Here is a 17,116-nt window from a genome sequence, read left to right as displayed (position 1 = left end):
TAATCCTGTAAATAGCACACAAAAAAGCTTAGAGTTTATGACTCTACGTTTTTTTATGAGACAACCTTCTTTCATTAAAAGCCACAAACTTTACGAAAAGAGCCTTATTATAAAATCAGCAAGTCTATTCGCACTGAAATAGCAGAGTCAATTCAGATACGAATTTCTCTGTTATTTCAGTTGCTTTTATGTGATGCGGGTACTTCAAGCGAATGACTTAATCCAACAGAAACCTGTTTTTTACATATTCAGGATTTTCACTTTACCGTAATCGAGGCAGCTGATCCTTGTATGTTTTTCGTAATTCGCTAAGCTGTTCTAAGTTGCGTAAGGATTGTTCTTCTAGGTATTGACCAATGCCGAGAATGAAGCTTTCGATTAAGAATGTTGGAGCAATCATTGAGTGAAATTCCCAAAGTTCACCCCTGTTTGTGTAGAAGATATAATCTCCTTGGTCTTGAAAGTCAGAAATCAGTTGATCTGTGATGATGATTGTTTTATAGTTTTTCTTTTTCGCGTAGTCAAGAATGACATAGGCTTCTTTTGTCATGGAAACAAATCCGAATAAAAACACCACATCCGCTTTTTGAAAATGCAAAAGAGATTCAAATAATTCATGGCCACTCTTCGCTACAATTTCAATATCCAAGCCAAATCGCTTTAATCGGTGCTTCATTAAGATAGCGATACCTTCGGCAGAAGAAGGCGCATGAATATAAAGTCTCCGACAAGTAGACATCAGAGAAATGGCTTCTTTAAATCGATTTACATCGAGTTCCTCCAGTGTATGTTTGATTTGGAGGTCCATGATCGATAGCAAGTGCTCATGGATCTTTACCTGTTGTTTTTGGATTTGTGTTAATGAATGCTCTAGCTTTTTCTCGGGAGCTATTTGTTCATTTTGAATGATATCGGATTTAAAGGCTTTAAAATTTTCATAGCCGATTTTTTTCCAGAAACGAGAAATCGTTGCATTGCTTATCCTCAATTCCTTCGCAAGCTCTGTTTCAGAATAGTATAAAATACGATCTCCCATTTTCTTGATGAAGTCTGCAATTTTTATTTGATTTGTTGTTAGTTGTGATACATCACAAGAAAAATTCATTACAATCTCCTCCAGTACTAATGTAACATAATATGAAAAATTTTTTTCATTAAAATTATTTTGAAAATAAATTACAATTTCTATATGAATCCTTAATACTAGATTTACAATCATTACCTACAATGAAGTTGTTATAAAACATGGGGAGGGATTTATTATGGTAACGAAGCCATACGAATTAACGCAGTCTCAAAAAATGATGGTTTTTATTTTATCAATGTGTCTTTACGGGTTAAGTAACATGTTCACAGAGTTGGTTCCTTCAGTAAACCTAGGTCCAATTGAATTGTCCATTGACGCTTTTGCATTTATACCTTTAACATTATGTATTTTGTTCCATCCGCTTTATGCTGCGATTGGTGCATCAATAGGAGAAATCATATTTGGTGAACTTATGCTTGGCCAATTTGGTGGAATTGGGGAAATTGAAAAGTTTATTCTATTTTCACTAGGAATGGCAATCGGTGGAATGATTGTTCGCAATCCTAAAAATGCAGCACAGGTCGGATTTGCTGCGATTGCGGGTTACGGTATTTTTCTTGTGATCAGTACAGTGGTTGATATTTTAAAAGTTGTTATTGGGGTAGAGGATTTCGAAGCAGTCGAAGGTTTAGCAGAGAGTATTTTTGTGGTCGAAGGGGTTGAATTCCTAACTGATTTAATTTTTTCTGGAACATTATTTGTGTTACTTCCAACCATGTATTTAGTACCACGATTATACGGAAAAATTGAACCATTATTAGGGATGAAGCCTCGTACAAGTCAAGTTCGAGTTTCAGCTGGAAAAGTATTTACACCGAAGTTTGTGATTACGGCCGTTATTTTATCCGCTGTAGCTTTTGGTGTAGAAACACTAAGTGAAATGGATATTGAATTTGCGGTATGGGAGCCGGAGTTTGTTGAGTTATACGGGAATAAGGTGATTTGGATTGTGATTGGCGTTGCCGCTATTTGTTCATTGGCTATCATTCTATTTTTATTGAAAAAAGGTAAGGAAAACAAATCAGATGAGGACTTCAACCGTGCAGGCTAAACCATTAGTCGAAATTCAACATGTAAGCTTCCAATACCCTGGTAGTGATACAAAAGTTTTAAATGAAGCTTCCTTAACGATAGAGGAAGGAGAGTTTCTCGCGATTATCGGGGGAAATGGTTCAGGTAAATCAACTCTTTGTAAAACGATGAATGGACTTATACCCCGATTTTATGTGGGTGAATTTGCAGGGAAGGTTATTGTCGATGGATTAGATACGTCTGAGCACGATGTGGCAAAGCTTTCACAAGTAATTGGATATGTGTATCAGGACTTTGAAAATCAATTATTACGTCCTACGGTTATCGATGATGCATCTTTTGCACCGTTAAATTATGGGCTAGCTGATTTTAAAGAACGAGGCAAATGGGCATTAGAGGTAACCGGTCTTTCTGATGTAGCGAATGAGTTTACCTGGCAGTTAAGTGGTGGGAAAAAGCACTTACTCGCGTTGGCAGGCGCAATTGCGATGAAACCAAAACTATTAATTGTTGATGAGCCTGTCTCTCAGCTTGATCCTTATCATGCAAGGCAAATCTATGATGTCTTAAAAAAGCTAAATGAAACATATGGGGTCACGATTATCACGATTGAACATCATGCAGAATTTATTGCAGATTATTGTAGCAATGTCGTGTTAATGGATAAGGGGAAAGTAGTCTGGAAGAAACAGGTACGTGATGCCCTTTCGAGAGTAGATGAGTTAGTGTCTCGACAAATCTATCCACCACAGGTTACCTTAGCAGCTTATCATGTGAATAAAAATGGTGAATACCCGATTACAGTAGAAGAAGCTGTTGATTATTTTAGCGGGAGAATTCCTTTGGTTGATGAGATAGATATAAAGGATCAAGCGCAAAAGGACCCCATTCTTTCATTACGGGATATTGCGGTCCACTACCGTTCCATTCAAAAACAACCAAAGGCTGCGCTAAAAAACGTCTCGACAACATTTTTTAAGGGAGATAAGGTTGCTTTAGTTGGTAACAATGGTTCGGGTAAATCTACTCTTTTAAAAGTCATAAGTGGGATTGTGAAACGTACAGACGGAGATATTGAGTTTGCGAATCTTCCAATCACGAAGTTTACGCCTGAAGTCATGTCCAACCATGTCGCCTATATTTATCAAAATCCTGAGGAAATGTTTATTGATGATAGTGTTCGGAAGGAAATCGAATATTATTTAAAAGCGAGAAAAGTAGAGGATTATGCAGCAAAAGTTGATCAGATACTCGCTGATTTTGATTTGATTGACTTGCAAGATCGAGATGCGCGTTTATTAAGTGGTGGGCAACAACGACGTGTTTCATTGGCGATTGGTGTTGCAATGAGTCCTTCTATCATTATTTTAGATGAGCCTACTGCAAATCTGGATATTGCAACTAAAAATAAAGTAGTGTTAATGCTTAAGAAGCTTGAAGAACATGTCGATACAGTGATCATTGCTACTCATGATATGCAGCTTGTGGCGGAATGGGCGAATCGGATTCTCGTCATGCACAGTGGTCAACTTATTTATGACGGCCCAACGGAAGAGGTACTATCCCACGAAGACATTTTGAATCGTGCTGGTTTAATTGTTCCACAAATCGTTACGCTTAGTAAACAACTTCAGTTTCCAATTCATTTAACGGTCGATTCCTTTGTTGAATGCTGGAAACTCGCTAAAGAACGAGGTGAATTAGTTGGAACTGGCTAAATTTTTTCAAGATAAGCTTTCCTTAGAATATATAAAAAATGAGCTTGTGAGAACAGCCTACAGTGTGGAAGAGAACATGTTAACAAGGCTTGATCCGCGTGTCCTTCTCATTTGGTATTGTTATTTTGGCATCGTTCCATGGTTCATTTATAGCCATACGATCTTAATCGGCTATTTTATCTTTATGGTTTTTTTAACTTATAAAGCGAAGGTTAGCCCTCTTATTCTTACTGTTCTTATTTTGGGCTTAATAGGAGAGGTTGGTCTCTTATTTCTAATCTCTTTATTATTTGGCGGGAATATCGAGGCCATGCTTCCGATGTTTTGGTTGAGTATTAAATTAGCTAGCATCTCCTTAGCAAGCGTTTCTGTATTTTCGAGTTTGAATCCTGAAAAATTCAGCGATGCCCTACTGAGACTTGGCTTTCCAGATAAGCTTTCTTTTAGTATTGCCTATGGCTATCGTATTTTGCCTACTCTTTTCGAAGAGTTTCAACAAATCATATTATCCTATCGATTAAGAGGGAAATCCCCGTCACGGAGTGGACTGTTTTACTGGCGAAAGATTGTCTATTTATTACGAATCTTTATTCGGTCTTTTTATCCGTTGATGCTAAATACGGCAAAGCGTTCGCGTACAACGGTAGAAGCCTTAGAAACAAAAGGTTTTACATATGGAGCCAATAATCGCAAGCTCATCCAATTAAAAACAAGTTATTTAAAACTAACTTATTTGGATTATGCATTTATTTTCATTACATTTTTCTATTTACTGATTGTTCATAGTTTACATTTTGTTCTATAAAAGGAGTGCTCACATTGAAATTTGATTTTCATACACACGGAAAGCTAGCGAAGGCGTTTGACTTTTCGGTCGATTATTATCTACAAATGGCAAGCCAAGCTTTAGAAAGCGGGTTAGATGGTCTTGCCTTAACCGAACATTTTAATACAAAAAATTTTCATGACGTTTATGACACGTTAGATGAGCATTTTCCTTATCAGGATGGCTATTATAACATTTTAGGCTTGAAAGTCTTTCCTGGTATGGAAGTAGATATCAAAGAAGTGGGGCATATCCTCTGTATTGGTGATCGTTCAGAAATACGGACTTTACGTGATGATTTAGAAGGGTATACAGAAAAAGACGCTTTCGTCCCGTTTGCTAGACTATTAGAATTTGTATCTCGCTATGAGATGCTGGTAATCGGTGCACATCCATTTCGACCAAGTACCCCATTGAAAGATTTACACTCAGCTTTACTCGTTCAATTAGATGCATTTGATTTAAATGGTAAGGATCTGCATACACGTGGAATCGAGAAAAATCAAGAGGATGTCCATTCATTTGCGTTGGATCTTGGTAAACCAGTAGTGGGTGGAAGTGACACGCATCATTTCAGACAGTTTGGTGCCGTTTATACAGTTCTTGATAAAACATGTTCAACGGTCAAGGAATTAAAGGATGTCATTTCAAAACATGAGTTCACGATTGAAGTGGCAAATGATCTGCATGAACGAGTCTCGGAAGCGATTCGATTAAAAGCAATTGAAAAGGGTAAGTTGGAAATGGAAAACGTGAAGTAATCTAACGTGATTATTTAAAGGGAAAAGCCAGCGGGATTGACCGCTGGTTTTTTTAAAATTAAAACCTAAATTTTTTTGCATCTTTACCCCAAAAATAACATCCATTCGTATTCTAAAAACATCTCCGACTTTATCCAAACTTTTATGAAAAAAGGTGTTTGAAAATTTGAACAAGTGTGATAAAATTACTTTAGTTTAGAATACATAAACCCAGTTTTATAATGTAAAACAAAATCTCCATATTCTCCTTGTTAAAACCATACTCAAAGATCAAGCTCGAGGTAGTTCCCGCATGCATTAAAAAAGCAAAAACAAAGTGTTAAAAAACTCATAAAAGGAGTGTTCTCTCATGCAAACAGAAATGAAGGAAAAAACGTACAAAAACTTTATTAACAATCAGTGGGTTACGTCCGCAGCGGAGGAAACCATCAAAAGTTTAAACCCAGCAAATAAAGAAGAAATTGTCGGATATGTTCAAAGTTCCACTGTTGAGGACCTTGATCAAGCTGTGCAGGCTGCACACAAGGCGAAAAAGGTATGGCGGAAGCTAGGGCAGGCAGCTAGGGGTCAAATTCTCTACAAAGTGGCAAATATTCTTGAAGAAAACCTAGAAGAGATTGCTGAAACGATGACAAGAGAAATGGGTAAAACTCTTCCCGAGGCAAAAGGTGAAACGGCCCGTGGTGTTGCGATTCTTCGCTATTATGCTGGGGAAGGAATGCGGAAGGACGGCGATGTTATTCCATCATCTGATAAGGATGCGCTCATGTTTACTAAGCGTGCACCACTTGGAGTCGTTGGCGTAATTACACCTTGGAATTTTCCAGTAGCCATACCCATTTGGAAGATAGCACCCGCCCTTGTATATGGAAATACCGTCGTATTTAAACCGGCAACAGAAGCAGCAGTAACGGCAGCAAAAGTAGTTGACTGCTTTGCTAAAGCAGGACTTCCTGAAGGGGTAATCAATTTTATAACGGGTTCCGGCTCTGTCATTGGTCAGAAACTGATTGATCATCCGCTCTTAAATGCAATTACCTTTACAGGTTCTGAAACTGTAGGTGAAAGCGTAGCTAAATCTGCAGCAAGCCGAGGGATCAAGTTTCAGTTGGAGATGGGAGGCAAGAATCCGGTTATTGTTGCGAAGGATGCCAATTTAGATAGTGCCGTTGAGGCTGTTATTAGCGGTGCTTTTCGCTCTACTGGACAAAAATGTACGGCGTCAAGCCGTGTCATTGTTGAATCGGAGGTTTACGAAGCATTTAAAGAAAAGTTGATTCAAGAAACAGAGAAAATAACGGTTGGCTCTGGACTAGAAGAGGGAATCTGGATGGGACCGTGTGCGAGTGAAAGCCAGTTTCGTACTGTAATCAAGTATATTGAACAGGGAAAAGAAGAGGGAGCTTCTCTTATCTACGGTGGAGAACCACTAACGAGCGGTGAGCATGCGAAAGGATATTATGTCACACCAACGATTTTTGAAAACGTTACACCAGAAATGAGCATTGCGCAGGAGGAAATTTTTGGACCGGTCATTGCTCTGTTTAAGGTAGCTGATTTAGAAGAGGCGATTGACCTTGCTAATGAGACGAAGTACGGATTAAGTGCTTCAATCTTTACTACAAATATTGGTTCACTGCTTGAGTTTATTGATGAAATCGAGGCTGGCCTTGTCAGGATTAATGCAGAAAGTGCCGGTGTTGAACTTCAGGCACCTTTTGGAGGCATGAAGGCATCTAGCACAGGTTCACGAGAACAAGGAGAAGCAGCAAAAGAATTTTATACTTCTATTAAAACTGTATTTATTAAGGGGTAGTCAAAATGAATCCAAGGGGGATTCTAAGAACCCCCTTCTTTTAAATAGAACGATTCTCCCCTATAAAATAAAAAAGGAAAAGAGGGAATTTCAGATGAAGGAATCTAGAAAGTTATTAGAAAAACTTGGTTATCCATCCACTGATTTAACAGAACTCCCTACCTCAAATAAGAGATTTCCAGATGGGGCACAATATCGGATTGAGCTGCCAAGTGTGGAAGGTCCTGTGGCGCTAAGAGAAACGTTAAAGGAAATCGATCATTATGGGCTCACGATTCATCGCGTTTCACAAGGTAGTGGAATTATGCTGCAAACGGACGAGGAAATTAAGGAAATGTGCCAGTTGACTGCTGAAAAAGGAATGGAACTTAGCTTGTTTGTCGGTCCGAGGGGCACATGGGATATTAGTGCACAGCCATTCACGAGCGGTGGGAAATCGATAGGTTTGCGTCATGAAGGAGCCGATCAGCTTGTCTATGCGATGGAAGATTTAAAAAGAGGAGCTAAACTTGGACTAAGGAGTGCATTAATTGCAGATGAAGGTCTATTGCTGCTGACAAAGGAAATGAAAAAATCAGGTCAGCTACCCGAGGAATTTGTTGTAAAGGTGTCAGTGCAAATGGGCGCCGCCAATCCAGTTTCTGTTAAATTAATGCAGGACCTAGGGGCAGGAACGTATAATGTGCCAACTGCGCTTACGCTACATAAGTTAGCTTCCATTCGTCAGACCATTGATATTCCTATTGATATCTATGTTGAGGTACCTGATAATTTCGGAGGTTTTCTTCGCTATTATGAAATTCCAGAAATTATTCGGGTATTAGCTCCGGTTTATATTAAATTTGGTCTACGTAATCACCCTGAAGTCTATCCTTCTGGAAAGCAATGGGAAGGCACTAACATTTCACTAGTGAAAGAGCGTGTACGCCGTGCCGCGTTAGGAATTCAAATGATCGAGCGCTATTATCCAGATGCAGTAACATCCAAGCTCGGTGCTGAAGGACTAGGTATACCAAAAATTATTGCTGAGTCTGCAACGATATAAAAGACCAAGTAGCATATCAGGAGGAATTTAACATGAAGTTCGTGTCATATCGGTCACAATCTACTATTTATCTCGGTATTTTAGTAGAAGATCAGATTTTGAGTTTGAATCGTTTATATGATTTATACAAGGAACAGCTCCCACAAGATTGGCCTCTTCCAACTGACATGAAGGAGCTTATTGAGCAAAGTGAGGCTATTCTGCCAAATCTTGAATCACTCTTGAATTGTTACGAGGAAAGTGATCAGCTTTCCATTTCTTTATCGGAGGTGGAGGTGTTGGCACCTATAAACAATCCGGAAAAAATCATATGTGTGGGATTGAATTATCTTGATCATTGTAGAGAAACGAATATGGATCCTCCTTCATCTCCCGTTATTTTTTCAAAATATGCCAATGCCCTTATTGGTAATCAAGCATCTGTTATATTGCCGATTAACTCCAATCAAGTTGATTTTGAGGCTGAGCTAGCGGTTGTTATTGGCAAGGAAGCAAAAGGTATTTCTGAAGAGGAAGCAGAGGACTATATTTTCGGCTACACGATTATGAATGACGTGAGTGCAAGGGATATACAATTTGCTGACGGTCAATGGTCCCGTGGGAAATCAGCTGATACATTTGCGCCAATTGGTCCAGCTATTGTAACAAAAGAAGAAGTAGGGAACCCACATCAACTGGAAATTTCCTTACGATTAAATGATGAAATAATGCAGCACTCCAATACGGAAAATTTAATTTTTAAGATACCATACATTGTATCCTTCCTTTCACAGTCTATGACGTTAAAGCCCGGGGATATCATTGCCACAGGCACTCCTCCAGGAGTCGGTATGGGAAGGAACCCACAAGTATGGTTAAAAGAAGGCGACCAAATATCTATTACAATTGAAAAAATCGGAACCCTTCTAAATGATGTGAAAACATACAATTCTACCAATGGATAACTCTCATTAATCCTCATAGTACTTTAAATTAACTAGTAAATACACTTCTATTGATAACAACATTTCGATAATCTTATAATCATTTATTTTGCCATATAAATAGGTTTGATTCTTCAACTAAATTGAAAAATTTGGAGAGTGAACATATGAAAATAAAACAGACCATTGATAAAGTTCCTGGTGGCTTAATGGTTGTCCCTTTATTAGCAGGTGCCCTATTAAACACAATCGACCAACTTCATCTTCCTTTTATCATGAATTTCTTAAAGATGCTTGGTGTTGCCGCGAATCAAGATGGCTATTATGAATTCTTGAAAATCGGAGGATTTTCTCAGGCTTTGTTTAAGGATGGGGCTTTAACCTTATGCGCGCTATTTTTATTTTGTGCAGGAAGTCAAATGAATCTTCGTGTTGGAGGAAAGGCCCTAAAAAAAGGTGTGTTATTAACAACATCAAAATATTTAGCAGGATTTATCGTCGGGATGCTCTGGGGACTTTTGTCTGATCCAGTGAATGGCTTCCTTGGTTTATCAACCATGGCTATTATTGCTGCGATGACGAATGGAAACGGGGGAATGTTTGCTGCGTTAACCGGACAATACGGAAATCGTTCAGACGTAGGGGCGACGGCTGTTCTTTCTCTAAATGACGGTCCTTTTTTTACCTTAATGGCTCTCGGAATGATGGGTGCCAACTTTCCATTAATCGCCTTTATTGCAGTCTTATTACCTATTTTAATTGGAATGATTTTAGGAAATCTTGACAATGAAATCCGCTTATTTTTAGCTGCTGGAGAATCGTTAGTTATTCCTTTCTTTGCTTTTGCATTAGGTGCAGGGATGAATCTGGCAAGCTTCTTTAATCCGCAGGTAGTAGGCGCTGGGCTCGTTCTTGCTTTAATGACTGTTATTTTTTCCGGTTCTGCTATGGTGCTGACCTTCAAGATTTTCCGTGAGAAAAGTTATATTGCACCTATGGCAGAAGCTTCTACAGCTGGTAATGCCGTTGCGACACCTGCAGCCATAGCAGCAGCAGCCACTGTTGCAAGTGGGGCTGGATTAATGACCGCGGCCGAGGCTGAGGTATATCAAGGACTTGTTGCTGTAGCGTCCGCACAAATTTCAATTTCGACTATCACCACGGCATTGCTTGTGCCCGTTGCTGTTATACTCGTTGATAATTATCAACGGAAGCGTGGTATTGATGGGAAAGAAGAGTTTCATGGAAATCAGAAAAACACGGCAGGCACTACCGCTTTAGAAAAAACGATTGAGTAATTTATTCCACTATCTTAATAGAAATGGAAGGGGAGTTTTTAGTTGGACTATTCTTTTGAAGGTTATAAAAGAAGTGATGGCTCGGTAGGAATACGAAATCATATTGGAGTTATTTGTACTGTCGTATGTTCTAGTGTTGTCGCTAGGGAAATTTCTGAAAAGGTACCTGGTGTGATTCCTTTTGTTCATGGAAATGGATGTGCACAGCTCGGGGACGATTTTAAATTAACAAAAAATATGCTTATGGGAATTTCGTCAAATCCTAATCTTTATTCTGCCCTGCTTGTAGGACTTGGATGTGAAACGAACCAGGTCAGCGGATTGCTGAAGAGTATTCCGAAAACAAAACCAGTCAAAGGAATTGGAATTCAGCAGCTTGCTGGTGGAGAAAATACGATAAAAGCAGGTATCGAAATAACGGAACAGTGGTCAAAGGAAATGGTTGATCAAAAAAGGAAGCGCTTTCCTGCTTCTGCGTTGACTGTGGGTATTTTACCAGTAGATTTAGACGAAGCTGCATTAAATCAATTGGCTCCAGTGGTAGGTCGAGTAGTTGATAGATTAGTAGAAAGAAACGCTAAAGTCCTGTTTGGCCTATCACAAACTTTAGAACCTGCAGGAGAGCCATTATCAGAACGTGCTGGAAATGAAAAAGTAAGAAACAGACTAAAGGCGATCGGAGAGGGTTTACAGCGGAAACGATGGAAAGAAGTAACGAATGGGTCGATGGCTTATGCTGAATTTACACAAGAGGAGAAGGCACTAAGTCTTCTAGAAGCAAGGATGACTGGTACACATTCTATTAAAAGTGTGCTTGGATACAGTGAAACACCTGAAGAGGCCGGGCTTCATTTGATTACCGTTCCCAATAATATAGTTGAGGCCTTATCAAATATGGCTTCTAGCGGATGCAGTCTAGTGATTATTGTCAGCAACAGAGGAGTACTGACGGGATCCATTGCCCTTCCTTGCATGACGATAGCCCCAAAAAATCCAAATGAGGCGTTTGACGAACTGATTGACTATACCGTCACAACAGAAGAGGTTTCGATTCAAGCGGAAGCATTGTTAGCTACACTGCTTGAAATCTGTTCTGGTAAACAAACGAGCTTAGAACGATTGGAGCTTGGTGAATTTTCAATTCCGCACGTAGGAACGACTTTTTAATATTTGGAGGGATTGTTATGAGCAAAAAATTCAATGCGCTCAAACTGAATCAGAACGATAATGTAGCTGTGGCTCTTAGAAGCATTAAAGAAGGTGAATCGCTCTTCATCCAAGGGGTTGTGGAGAATATACAGGTCATGCAGAAGATTCCTTACGGACATAAAATCGCAACCTGTTTTATTCCGAAAGGTGGAAAAATCATTAAATACGGAGAATGCATGGGCATTGCAACAGAGGAAATTCAGACCGGTTACCATGTTCATGTCTTCAATGTCCGTGGATTAAAAGAAGAAGAACGAACAAGTACAAACCGAGAGGTGCAATTGCCATGAAAACATTTGAAGGGTACCGCAGACCCAATGGGAAAATAGGTGTTAGAAACCATGTGATTATAATGAATACGGTTGGTGAATTGGCCAGCCTTACAAAAAAGATAGCCCAGCTTGTCCCGGGGGTAATTCCGGTTGCACATCAGGGGGGAAAAGCACAATACCCGGAAGATTTAGCACAGACGATTCGAACACTCAAGGGGACAGCGGGTCATCCGAATGTAAGTGCTGCGCTTTTTCTAGGGATGGGTGAAGATGATCACGCTGATCAAATAGTGAGGGAACTACGGAAAGATGGCTGTTATGTTCATTCCGTTACGGTTCAGAAGGATAAATCGCTTACCGACGTTCTAAAAGAAGCAAGGAATTGGCTAAAACATGCAGTAGAGCGTAGTAAGGATCAAAGGAAAGAGACTGCTGATGTTACGGAATTGATCATCGGATTAGAGTGTGGCGGTTCTGATGCTTGGTCTGGAATCACTGCCAATCCAGCAATTGGAGCCTGTTCCGATGCAATTGTTAGAGATGGAGGAACCAGTATTTTAGCGGAGACAACGGAAGCAATTGGTGCGGAACATATTTTAGCTAATCGTGCGGTGAACCCGGAAGTCGGCGAAGCCTTCTTAAAAATAGTAAAGGAATATGAGGCAAGAATTCGAGACACAGGTGAGGATATCCGATCAGCCAATCCTACTCCTGGGAATATGGCAGGCGGGCTGACGACACTTGAGGAAAAATCGTTAGGCTGTATTAAAAAAGGTGGGAACTCTACGTTAATGGAAGTGATAGCCTATGCAGAAAAACCAACAGAGAAAGGGTTTATCTTTATGGATACACCGGGATATGATGTGGAATCGGTCGCAGGTCTTGCAGCTGGAGGAGCACAGATTGTCCTCTTTTCCACTGGCAAAGGATCGCCTACTGGTTCTCCGATTGTCCCTGTCATTAAAATTGGAACGAATCCAAGGCTTTATGAAATTATGGAGGAGCACATTGATGTAAATGCAGGAAAGATCATTGAAGGTATCAACACTATTGATGAAATTGGCGAAGAAATCTATGAATTGATTATGAAAACCGCAAACGGATCTTTGACGGCTGCCGAAAAACATAAAAATCAAGAATTTGCAATTTGGAGATTAGCCCAAACGATATAAATACGATGGAAGGAGGAATCCTGTTATCTTAAAGGACCACTCCTTTTCCTTACCATTCCACATTGAAGGTTTGCTAGATGAAATCTAATTTTAATCGAATATCAGAACCTATTAAAAACGTTAATATGAACGGAGGAATTCCATGAATCATAGTAACCTGGCTAACCTATTAGATTCAGGTGTTATTGCAGTTGTTCGGAAAGTTAGTCGGGAAAAAGTACCTCAAGTTGTATCATCCCTTATTGCAGGAGGAATTACCGGCATTGAAATCACAATTGATTCTGAGGATGCATTGGGGGCTATTCGGGAGGTTAAAGACATATTTGGAGAAAAGGCCGTAATTGGAGCTGGCACCGTGCTAAACTCTCAGTCCGCTGAAATGGCAATTGAGGCGGGGGCAGAATTTATTTTTGCACCCACCTTACATAAAGGAACGATTGAGGTAACCAAAGGATACAAGAAAATCGTAATCCCTGGCGTTTTTACACCAACTGAGATTTTGCAGGCGTATGAGTGGGGAGCAGATGTTGTGAAAGTTTTCCCAGCAAGTACTTTGGGGTCTGATTTTATTAAACAAATTCGCGGACCATTAGGTCAAATACCGATGATGCCAACTGGAGGAATCACCCTTAAAAATACAGAGGATTTCATCGCTGCGGGATCTGTTGCCGTGGGAGTTGGCGGTGCTCTACTAAGGAAGGATCTTATAGATAATGATCGGTGGGAACCATTAACCTCACTTGCGCAGCAGTTTGTTCAACATGTAAAGAAAGCTAGAAGAAACGAAGTTGTAATAGAAAAAAACGGATAAAAAGTCCTTGAAAATTATTGACAAGTCAGAAAATTTGAATTATATTACATTTATGTTAGTTTTATATAGTGGAATGTAGTTTTATATTATAAAACTAAAATTGCCCACTCTGTTTTTTCTTCAATATTTCATAACTAAGTATTATAATGTAAAACATTCGTGGAGGAGGTGTTTATTGGAGTTTTTGGTTATTGAACATTTTGGTATCGCTTACATTTTATCCTGAATAAAAAAGGAGCTGGTAAGATGATTAAAAAACTTTCAACTTTAGGGATTTCTATCCTCATTACATCATTGTTCCTCACCGCTTGTAGTGGTACAGAAAAATCCAATTCAGAACAAGCAACCGGTAACGAATCTCAAAAAACAATTAAAGTAGCTCATTATTTTGCAGAAGATCACCCACAAAACATAGCCCTCAAAGAAAAGTTCAAAAAAATTGTTGAAGAAGAATCAAAAGGAAGCCTGAAGGTTCAAATATTCCCGAATAGTACACTTGGCGCTGAAAAGGAGTTCTATGACGGAGTACGAAACGGCACGATTGAAATGGGGATTCCTGGTTTAATCATGCAAGCGGACATTCCTAAAATGGCTGTCCCTGAATGGCCATTCCTTTTTAAAGACTTTGAACACGTAAAATCCGTATTAAATGGTCCGATTGGCGAAGAATTAACGGCCGACCTTGAAAAAGAACATGGTGTAAAACCATTGGCCTGGAGTGCAAATGGCTTCAGAATGTTTTCATCAAATACACCGATTAAAAGCTTGGAGGATTTTGATGGTCTTCGCTTAAGAATGCCAAATATACCAAACTACATTACTCTTGGAAAATTACTTGGAGCAAATGTTACACCACTACCGATTTCAGAAGTATTTACTGCTTTAGAACAAAAGGTTGTGGATGGCCAAGACAATCCAATTGCAACCCTTAGAGCATCTGGGTGGTATGAAGTACAAAGTGATGTTTTGGAATCTAAGCATATGTTTAGCCCGAACATCTATATCATTAATAGTAAATTCTGGAACGGTTTATCCAAAGAACAGCAGCAAATTATCGTAAAAGCCTCAAAGACTGCTGCAGAGTATGAATTCGAATTACTGGAAAAAAGCTATGAAGAAGACAAGAAATTTCTCGAAGAACATGGGATCAAGTTTACTACTCCATCTGAAGAATTCATAGGTGATATGGAACAGGCCGCCCAACCTTTATACGATGAAATCTATCAAGAATACGAATGGGCCGAAGAGTTGGTTGAAAGGATCAAATCTGAAGCCAACTAAAGGAGGGATTAATTCATGCTACAAAAAATTAGCAAGATTTGTATAAAAATTCTCAATGTGAGTATTTCTTTCTCACTGGCATCGATGGCAATTCTAGTCTTTGGGAATGTTATCCTCCGTTACATTTTTAATTCGGGAATTACATGGTCGGAAGAAATGTCTAGATTTCTGTTTGTGTGGCTGGTGTTTCTTGGTGCAATTGCATGCCTGAAGGATAATATGCATCTTGGTGTCGATGTAGTTGTCAATGCTTTACCGCTAAAATTAAAGAAAATCGCATTTGTGATTAGTAATTTATTAGTGTTATATATTTTATGGCTTTTACTTATAGGAAGCTGGAAAATGACTGTGTTAAATATGAACAGTACCGCCCCGGCAACAGGGCTTCCACTTTCATTTCTTTATGGAATTGGCGTCATTACAAGTGTTTCAATGGCAATAATTATTATCGTCAGAATGATACAGGCATTTACATCAAAGTCCAATTCACAATTTAGCATCATTTCATCCACCGAGGAAGTTATAAAACAATAAAGCTACTAAACTAGTTGAGTATTAATTTCGAAAGGAGGCAAATATATGGTTGGTGTTTTTCTTGGCTCATTGTTTGGATCACTTGCGCTTGGGGTGCCCATCGCTTTTGCTTTAATATTTTGTGGTATTGCCATTATGTTTACCTTAGATATGATGGATGCGCAAATTGTAGCGCAAAACCTAATTAATGGAGCAAATAATTTTTCACTTATGGCTATCCCGTTTTTTGTGCTAGCAGGGGAACTGATGAACGCAGGAGGTATTTCTAAGCGAATTGTTGAATTTGCGATGTCCTTGGTCGGTCATATTAGAGGAGGACTGGGGTATGTAGCCATCCTTGCTAGCATTTTGTTTGCGGGTTTGTCCGGTTCAGCAGTGGCCGACACGGCGGCTCTTGGCGCCATTTTAATACCCATGATGATTGCCAGGGGTTACGACGTTAATCGCTCTACGGGATTAGTTTGTGCCTCAGGAATAATTGCTCCTGTTATTCCTCCTAGTATTCCAATGATTATCTATGGGGTAACCGCAGGTGTTTCAATCACTCAATTATTTATGGGTGGTATTATTCCGGGGATTATGATGGGACTCGGATTAATCATTGTATGGACATTTATAGCCCGGAAAGATAAAAGTGAGCTTCCAAAAAGACAATCATCAAAGGAAATATTTCAAGCATCTATAAAAGCGATTTGGGCATTGTTTCTTCCTGTTATCATCATTGGAGGTTTAAGGGGAGGTATCTTTACACCTACAGAAGCAGCTGTAGTAGCAGCATTCTATGCTTTATTTGTCGGAGTAGTTATTTACCGTGAGTTGCAATTAAAAGATTTACATAATGTCCTTGTTGCTGCAGCAAAGACGACCGCAGTGGTTATGTTCGTAGCAGCAGCTGCAATGGTATCAGCTTGGATGATTACCGTGGCGGATGTTCCTGGACAAATGGCGGCCCTGCTTGGTGGGCTGATTGATAATCCTTTAATGATGCTTTTATTAATTAATTTAATTTTACTAGCAATTGGTCTTGTCATGGATCTTACACCAGCGATCTTAATCTTTACACCGGTATTTTTGCCGCTTGTGAAGCTGGCTGGGATTGATCCTGTGTATTTCGGAATTATTATGGTAATTAACTTGTGTATTGGCTTAATAACTCCTCCAGTTGGAACGGTCTTATATGTGGGCTGTGGAGTCAGTAAAATCAATATCATTGAATTAACAAAAGGAATCTGGCCATTTGTCTTGGTTCATATTATTGTCCTTGTTCTTTTGATCTTGTTTCCTTCTATTATTATGGTTCCGCTTGATTTCTTAACGTAATTTTGTTGGAG

General features: G+C 39.3%; 16 protein-coding genes. 15 read left to right on the top strand and 1 reads right to left on the bottom strand.

Going from position 1 to position 17,116, the window contains the following annotated elements; genetic code table 11:
* Window positions 1-262: 262 nt before the first annotated feature.
* A complete protein-coding gene (locus tag ABC371_RS23835; protein ID WP_412899089.1) occupies window positions 263-1,105 on the bottom strand; it encodes a MurR/RpiR family transcriptional regulator in 843 nt (280 codons plus the stop codon).
* 157 nt (window positions 1,106-1,262) lie between these two features.
* On the opposite strand from ABC371_RS23835, the gene ABC371_RS23830 reads away from it, so the two are divergent.
* The 15 genes from ABC371_RS23830 (at window position 1,263) to ABC371_RS23760 (ending at window position 17,105) form a co-directional block, all read left to right on the top strand.
* Complete coding sequence (locus tag ABC371_RS23830; protein ID WP_412899088.1) at window positions 1,263-2,138, top strand: DUF8171 family membrane protein; 876 nt, start codon at window positions 1,263-1,265, stop codon at window positions 2,136-2,138.
* Window positions 2,128-3,837 (top strand): ABC transporter ATP-binding protein, encoded by a 1,710-nt coding sequence (locus ABC371_RS23825; protein WP_412899087.1) that lies wholly within the window; start codon window positions 2,128-2,130, stop codon window positions 3,835-3,837. Before ABC371_RS23830 ends, ABC371_RS23825 begins: the two co-directional genes overlap by 11 nt.
* The gene (locus ABC371_RS23820) at window positions 3,824-4,642 is read left to right on the top strand and encodes an energy-coupling factor transporter transmembrane component T family protein (RefSeq protein ID WP_412899086.1); all 819 of its coding nucleotides are present in this window, start codon (window positions 3,824-3,826) and stop codon (window positions 4,640-4,642) included. Before ABC371_RS23825 ends, ABC371_RS23820 begins: the two co-directional genes overlap by 14 nt.
* 5 nt (window positions 4,643-4,647) lie before the next feature.
* On the top strand, window positions 4,648-5,424 hold the full coding sequence (locus ABC371_RS23815; protein WP_412899085.1) for a PHP-associated domain-containing protein: 777 nt from the start codon (window positions 4,648-4,650) through the stop codon (window positions 5,422-5,424).
* Window positions 5,425-5,773: 349 nt separating this feature from the next.
* Window positions 5,774-7,240, top strand: coding sequence for an alpha-ketoglutaric semialdehyde dehydrogenase GucD (gene gucD, locus ABC371_RS23810; RefSeq protein ID WP_412899084.1), 1,467 nt, complete (start codon window positions 5,774-5,776; stop codon window positions 7,238-7,240).
* A gap of 94 nt (window positions 7,241-7,334) precedes the next feature.
* The gene (locus ABC371_RS23805; protein ID WP_412899083.1) at window positions 7,335-8,285 is read left to right on the top strand and encodes a U32 family peptidase; all 951 of its coding nucleotides are present in this window, start codon (window positions 7,335-7,337) and stop codon (window positions 8,283-8,285) included.
* A gap of 32 nt (window positions 8,286-8,317) precedes the next feature.
* Entirely contained in the window at window positions 8,318-9,229 is a 912-nt protein-coding gene (locus ABC371_RS23800; RefSeq protein WP_412899082.1) for a fumarylacetoacetate hydrolase family protein, read from the top strand.
* A gap of 146 nt (window positions 9,230-9,375) precedes the next feature.
* The gene (locus ABC371_RS23795) at window positions 9,376-10,506 is read left to right on the top strand and encodes a 2-keto-3-deoxygluconate permease (protein WP_412899081.1); all 1,131 of its coding nucleotides are present in this window, start codon (window positions 9,376-9,378) and stop codon (window positions 10,504-10,506) included.
* Between the two features lie 42 nt (window positions 10,507-10,548).
* Complete coding sequence (locus tag ABC371_RS23790; protein WP_412899080.1) at window positions 10,549-11,673, top strand: UxaA family hydrolase; 1,125 nt, start codon at window positions 10,549-10,551, stop codon at window positions 11,671-11,673.
* Between the two features lie 17 nt (window positions 11,674-11,690).
* On the top strand, window positions 11,691-12,005 hold the full coding sequence (locus ABC371_RS23785; protein WP_412899079.1) for a UxaA family hydrolase: 315 nt from the start codon (window positions 11,691-11,693) through the stop codon (window positions 12,003-12,005).
* Window positions 12,002-13,159 (top strand): UxaA family hydrolase, encoded by a 1,158-nt coding sequence (locus tag ABC371_RS23780; protein WP_412899078.1) that lies wholly within the window; start codon window positions 12,002-12,004, stop codon window positions 13,157-13,159. Before ABC371_RS23785 ends, ABC371_RS23780 begins: the two co-directional genes overlap by 4 nt.
* 142 nt (window positions 13,160-13,301) lie before the next feature.
* Window positions 13,302-13,970, top strand: coding sequence for a bifunctional 4-hydroxy-2-oxoglutarate aldolase/2-dehydro-3-deoxy-phosphogluconate aldolase (locus ABC371_RS23775; RefSeq protein ID WP_412899077.1), 669 nt, complete (start codon window positions 13,302-13,304; stop codon window positions 13,968-13,970).
* A gap of 246 nt (window positions 13,971-14,216) precedes the next feature.
* Window positions 14,217-15,251: a TRAP transporter substrate-binding protein gene (locus ABC371_RS23770; RefSeq protein WP_412899076.1), complete on the top strand. Its 1,035-nt coding sequence runs from the start codon at window positions 14,217-14,219 to the stop codon at window positions 15,249-15,251.
* 15 nt (window positions 15,252-15,266) lie between these two features.
* The gene (locus tag ABC371_RS23765; RefSeq protein WP_412899075.1) at window positions 15,267-15,785 is read left to right on the top strand and encodes a TRAP transporter small permease; all 519 of its coding nucleotides are present in this window, start codon (window positions 15,267-15,269) and stop codon (window positions 15,783-15,785) included.
* 45 nt (window positions 15,786-15,830) lie between these two features.
* A complete protein-coding gene (locus ABC371_RS23760) occupies window positions 15,831-17,105 on the top strand; it encodes a TRAP transporter large permease (RefSeq protein WP_412899074.1) in 1,275 nt (424 codons plus the stop codon).
* The last annotated feature ends 11 nt before the right edge of the window (window positions 17,106-17,116 follow it).

It is taken from the genome of Bacillus jepli (assembly GCF_047238305.1).
Taxonomy (GTDB): Bacteria; Bacillota; Bacilli; order Bacillales; family Bacillaceae_L; genus Ferdinandcohnia.
Note: the sequence above shows the minus strand (reverse complement) of the source record. Positions and strands in the feature narration are given on the sequence as shown.

Bases quoted from the DNA above. Each gene is read 5' to 3' on its own strand.
- ABC371_RS23835 (WP_412899089.1), bottom strand. From the start codon at position 1,105: ATGAATTTTTCTTGTGATGTATCACAACTAACAACAAATCAAATAAAA.
- ABC371_RS23830 (WP_412899088.1), top strand. From the start codon at position 1,263: ATGGTAACGAAGCCATACGAATTAACGCAGTCTCAAAAAATGATGGTT.
- gucD (WP_412899084.1), top strand. From the start codon at position 5,774: ATGCAAACAGAAATGAAGGAAAAAACGTACAAAAACTTTATTAACAAT.
- ABC371_RS23805 (WP_412899083.1), top strand. From the start codon at position 7,335: ATGAAGGAATCTAGAAAGTTATTAGAAAAACTTGGTTATCCATCCACT.
- ABC371_RS23800 (WP_412899082.1), top strand. From the start codon at position 8,318: ATGAAGTTCGTGTCATATCGGTCACAATCTACTATTTATCTCGGTATT.
- ABC371_RS23795 (WP_412899081.1), top strand. From the start codon at position 9,376: ATGAAAATAAAACAGACCATTGATAAAGTTCCTGGTGGCTTAATGGTT.
- ABC371_RS23785 (WP_412899079.1), top strand. From the start codon at position 11,691: ATGAGCAAAAAATTCAATGCGCTCAAACTGAATCAGAACGATAATGTA.
- ABC371_RS23780 (WP_412899078.1), top strand. From the start codon at position 12,002: ATGAAAACATTTGAAGGGTACCGCAGACCCAATGGGAAAATAGGTGTT.
- ABC371_RS23775 (WP_412899077.1), top strand. From the start codon at position 13,302: ATGAATCATAGTAACCTGGCTAACCTATTAGATTCAGGTGTTATTGCA.
- ABC371_RS23770 (WP_412899076.1), top strand. From the start codon at position 14,217: ATGATTAAAAAACTTTCAACTTTAGGGATTTCTATCCTCATTACATCA.
- ABC371_RS23765 (WP_412899075.1), top strand. From the start codon at position 15,267: ATGCTACAAAAAATTAGCAAGATTTGTATAAAAATTCTCAATGTGAGT.
- ABC371_RS23760 (WP_412899074.1), top strand. From the start codon at position 15,831: ATGGTTGGTGTTTTTCTTGGCTCATTGTTTGGATCACTTGCGCTTGGG.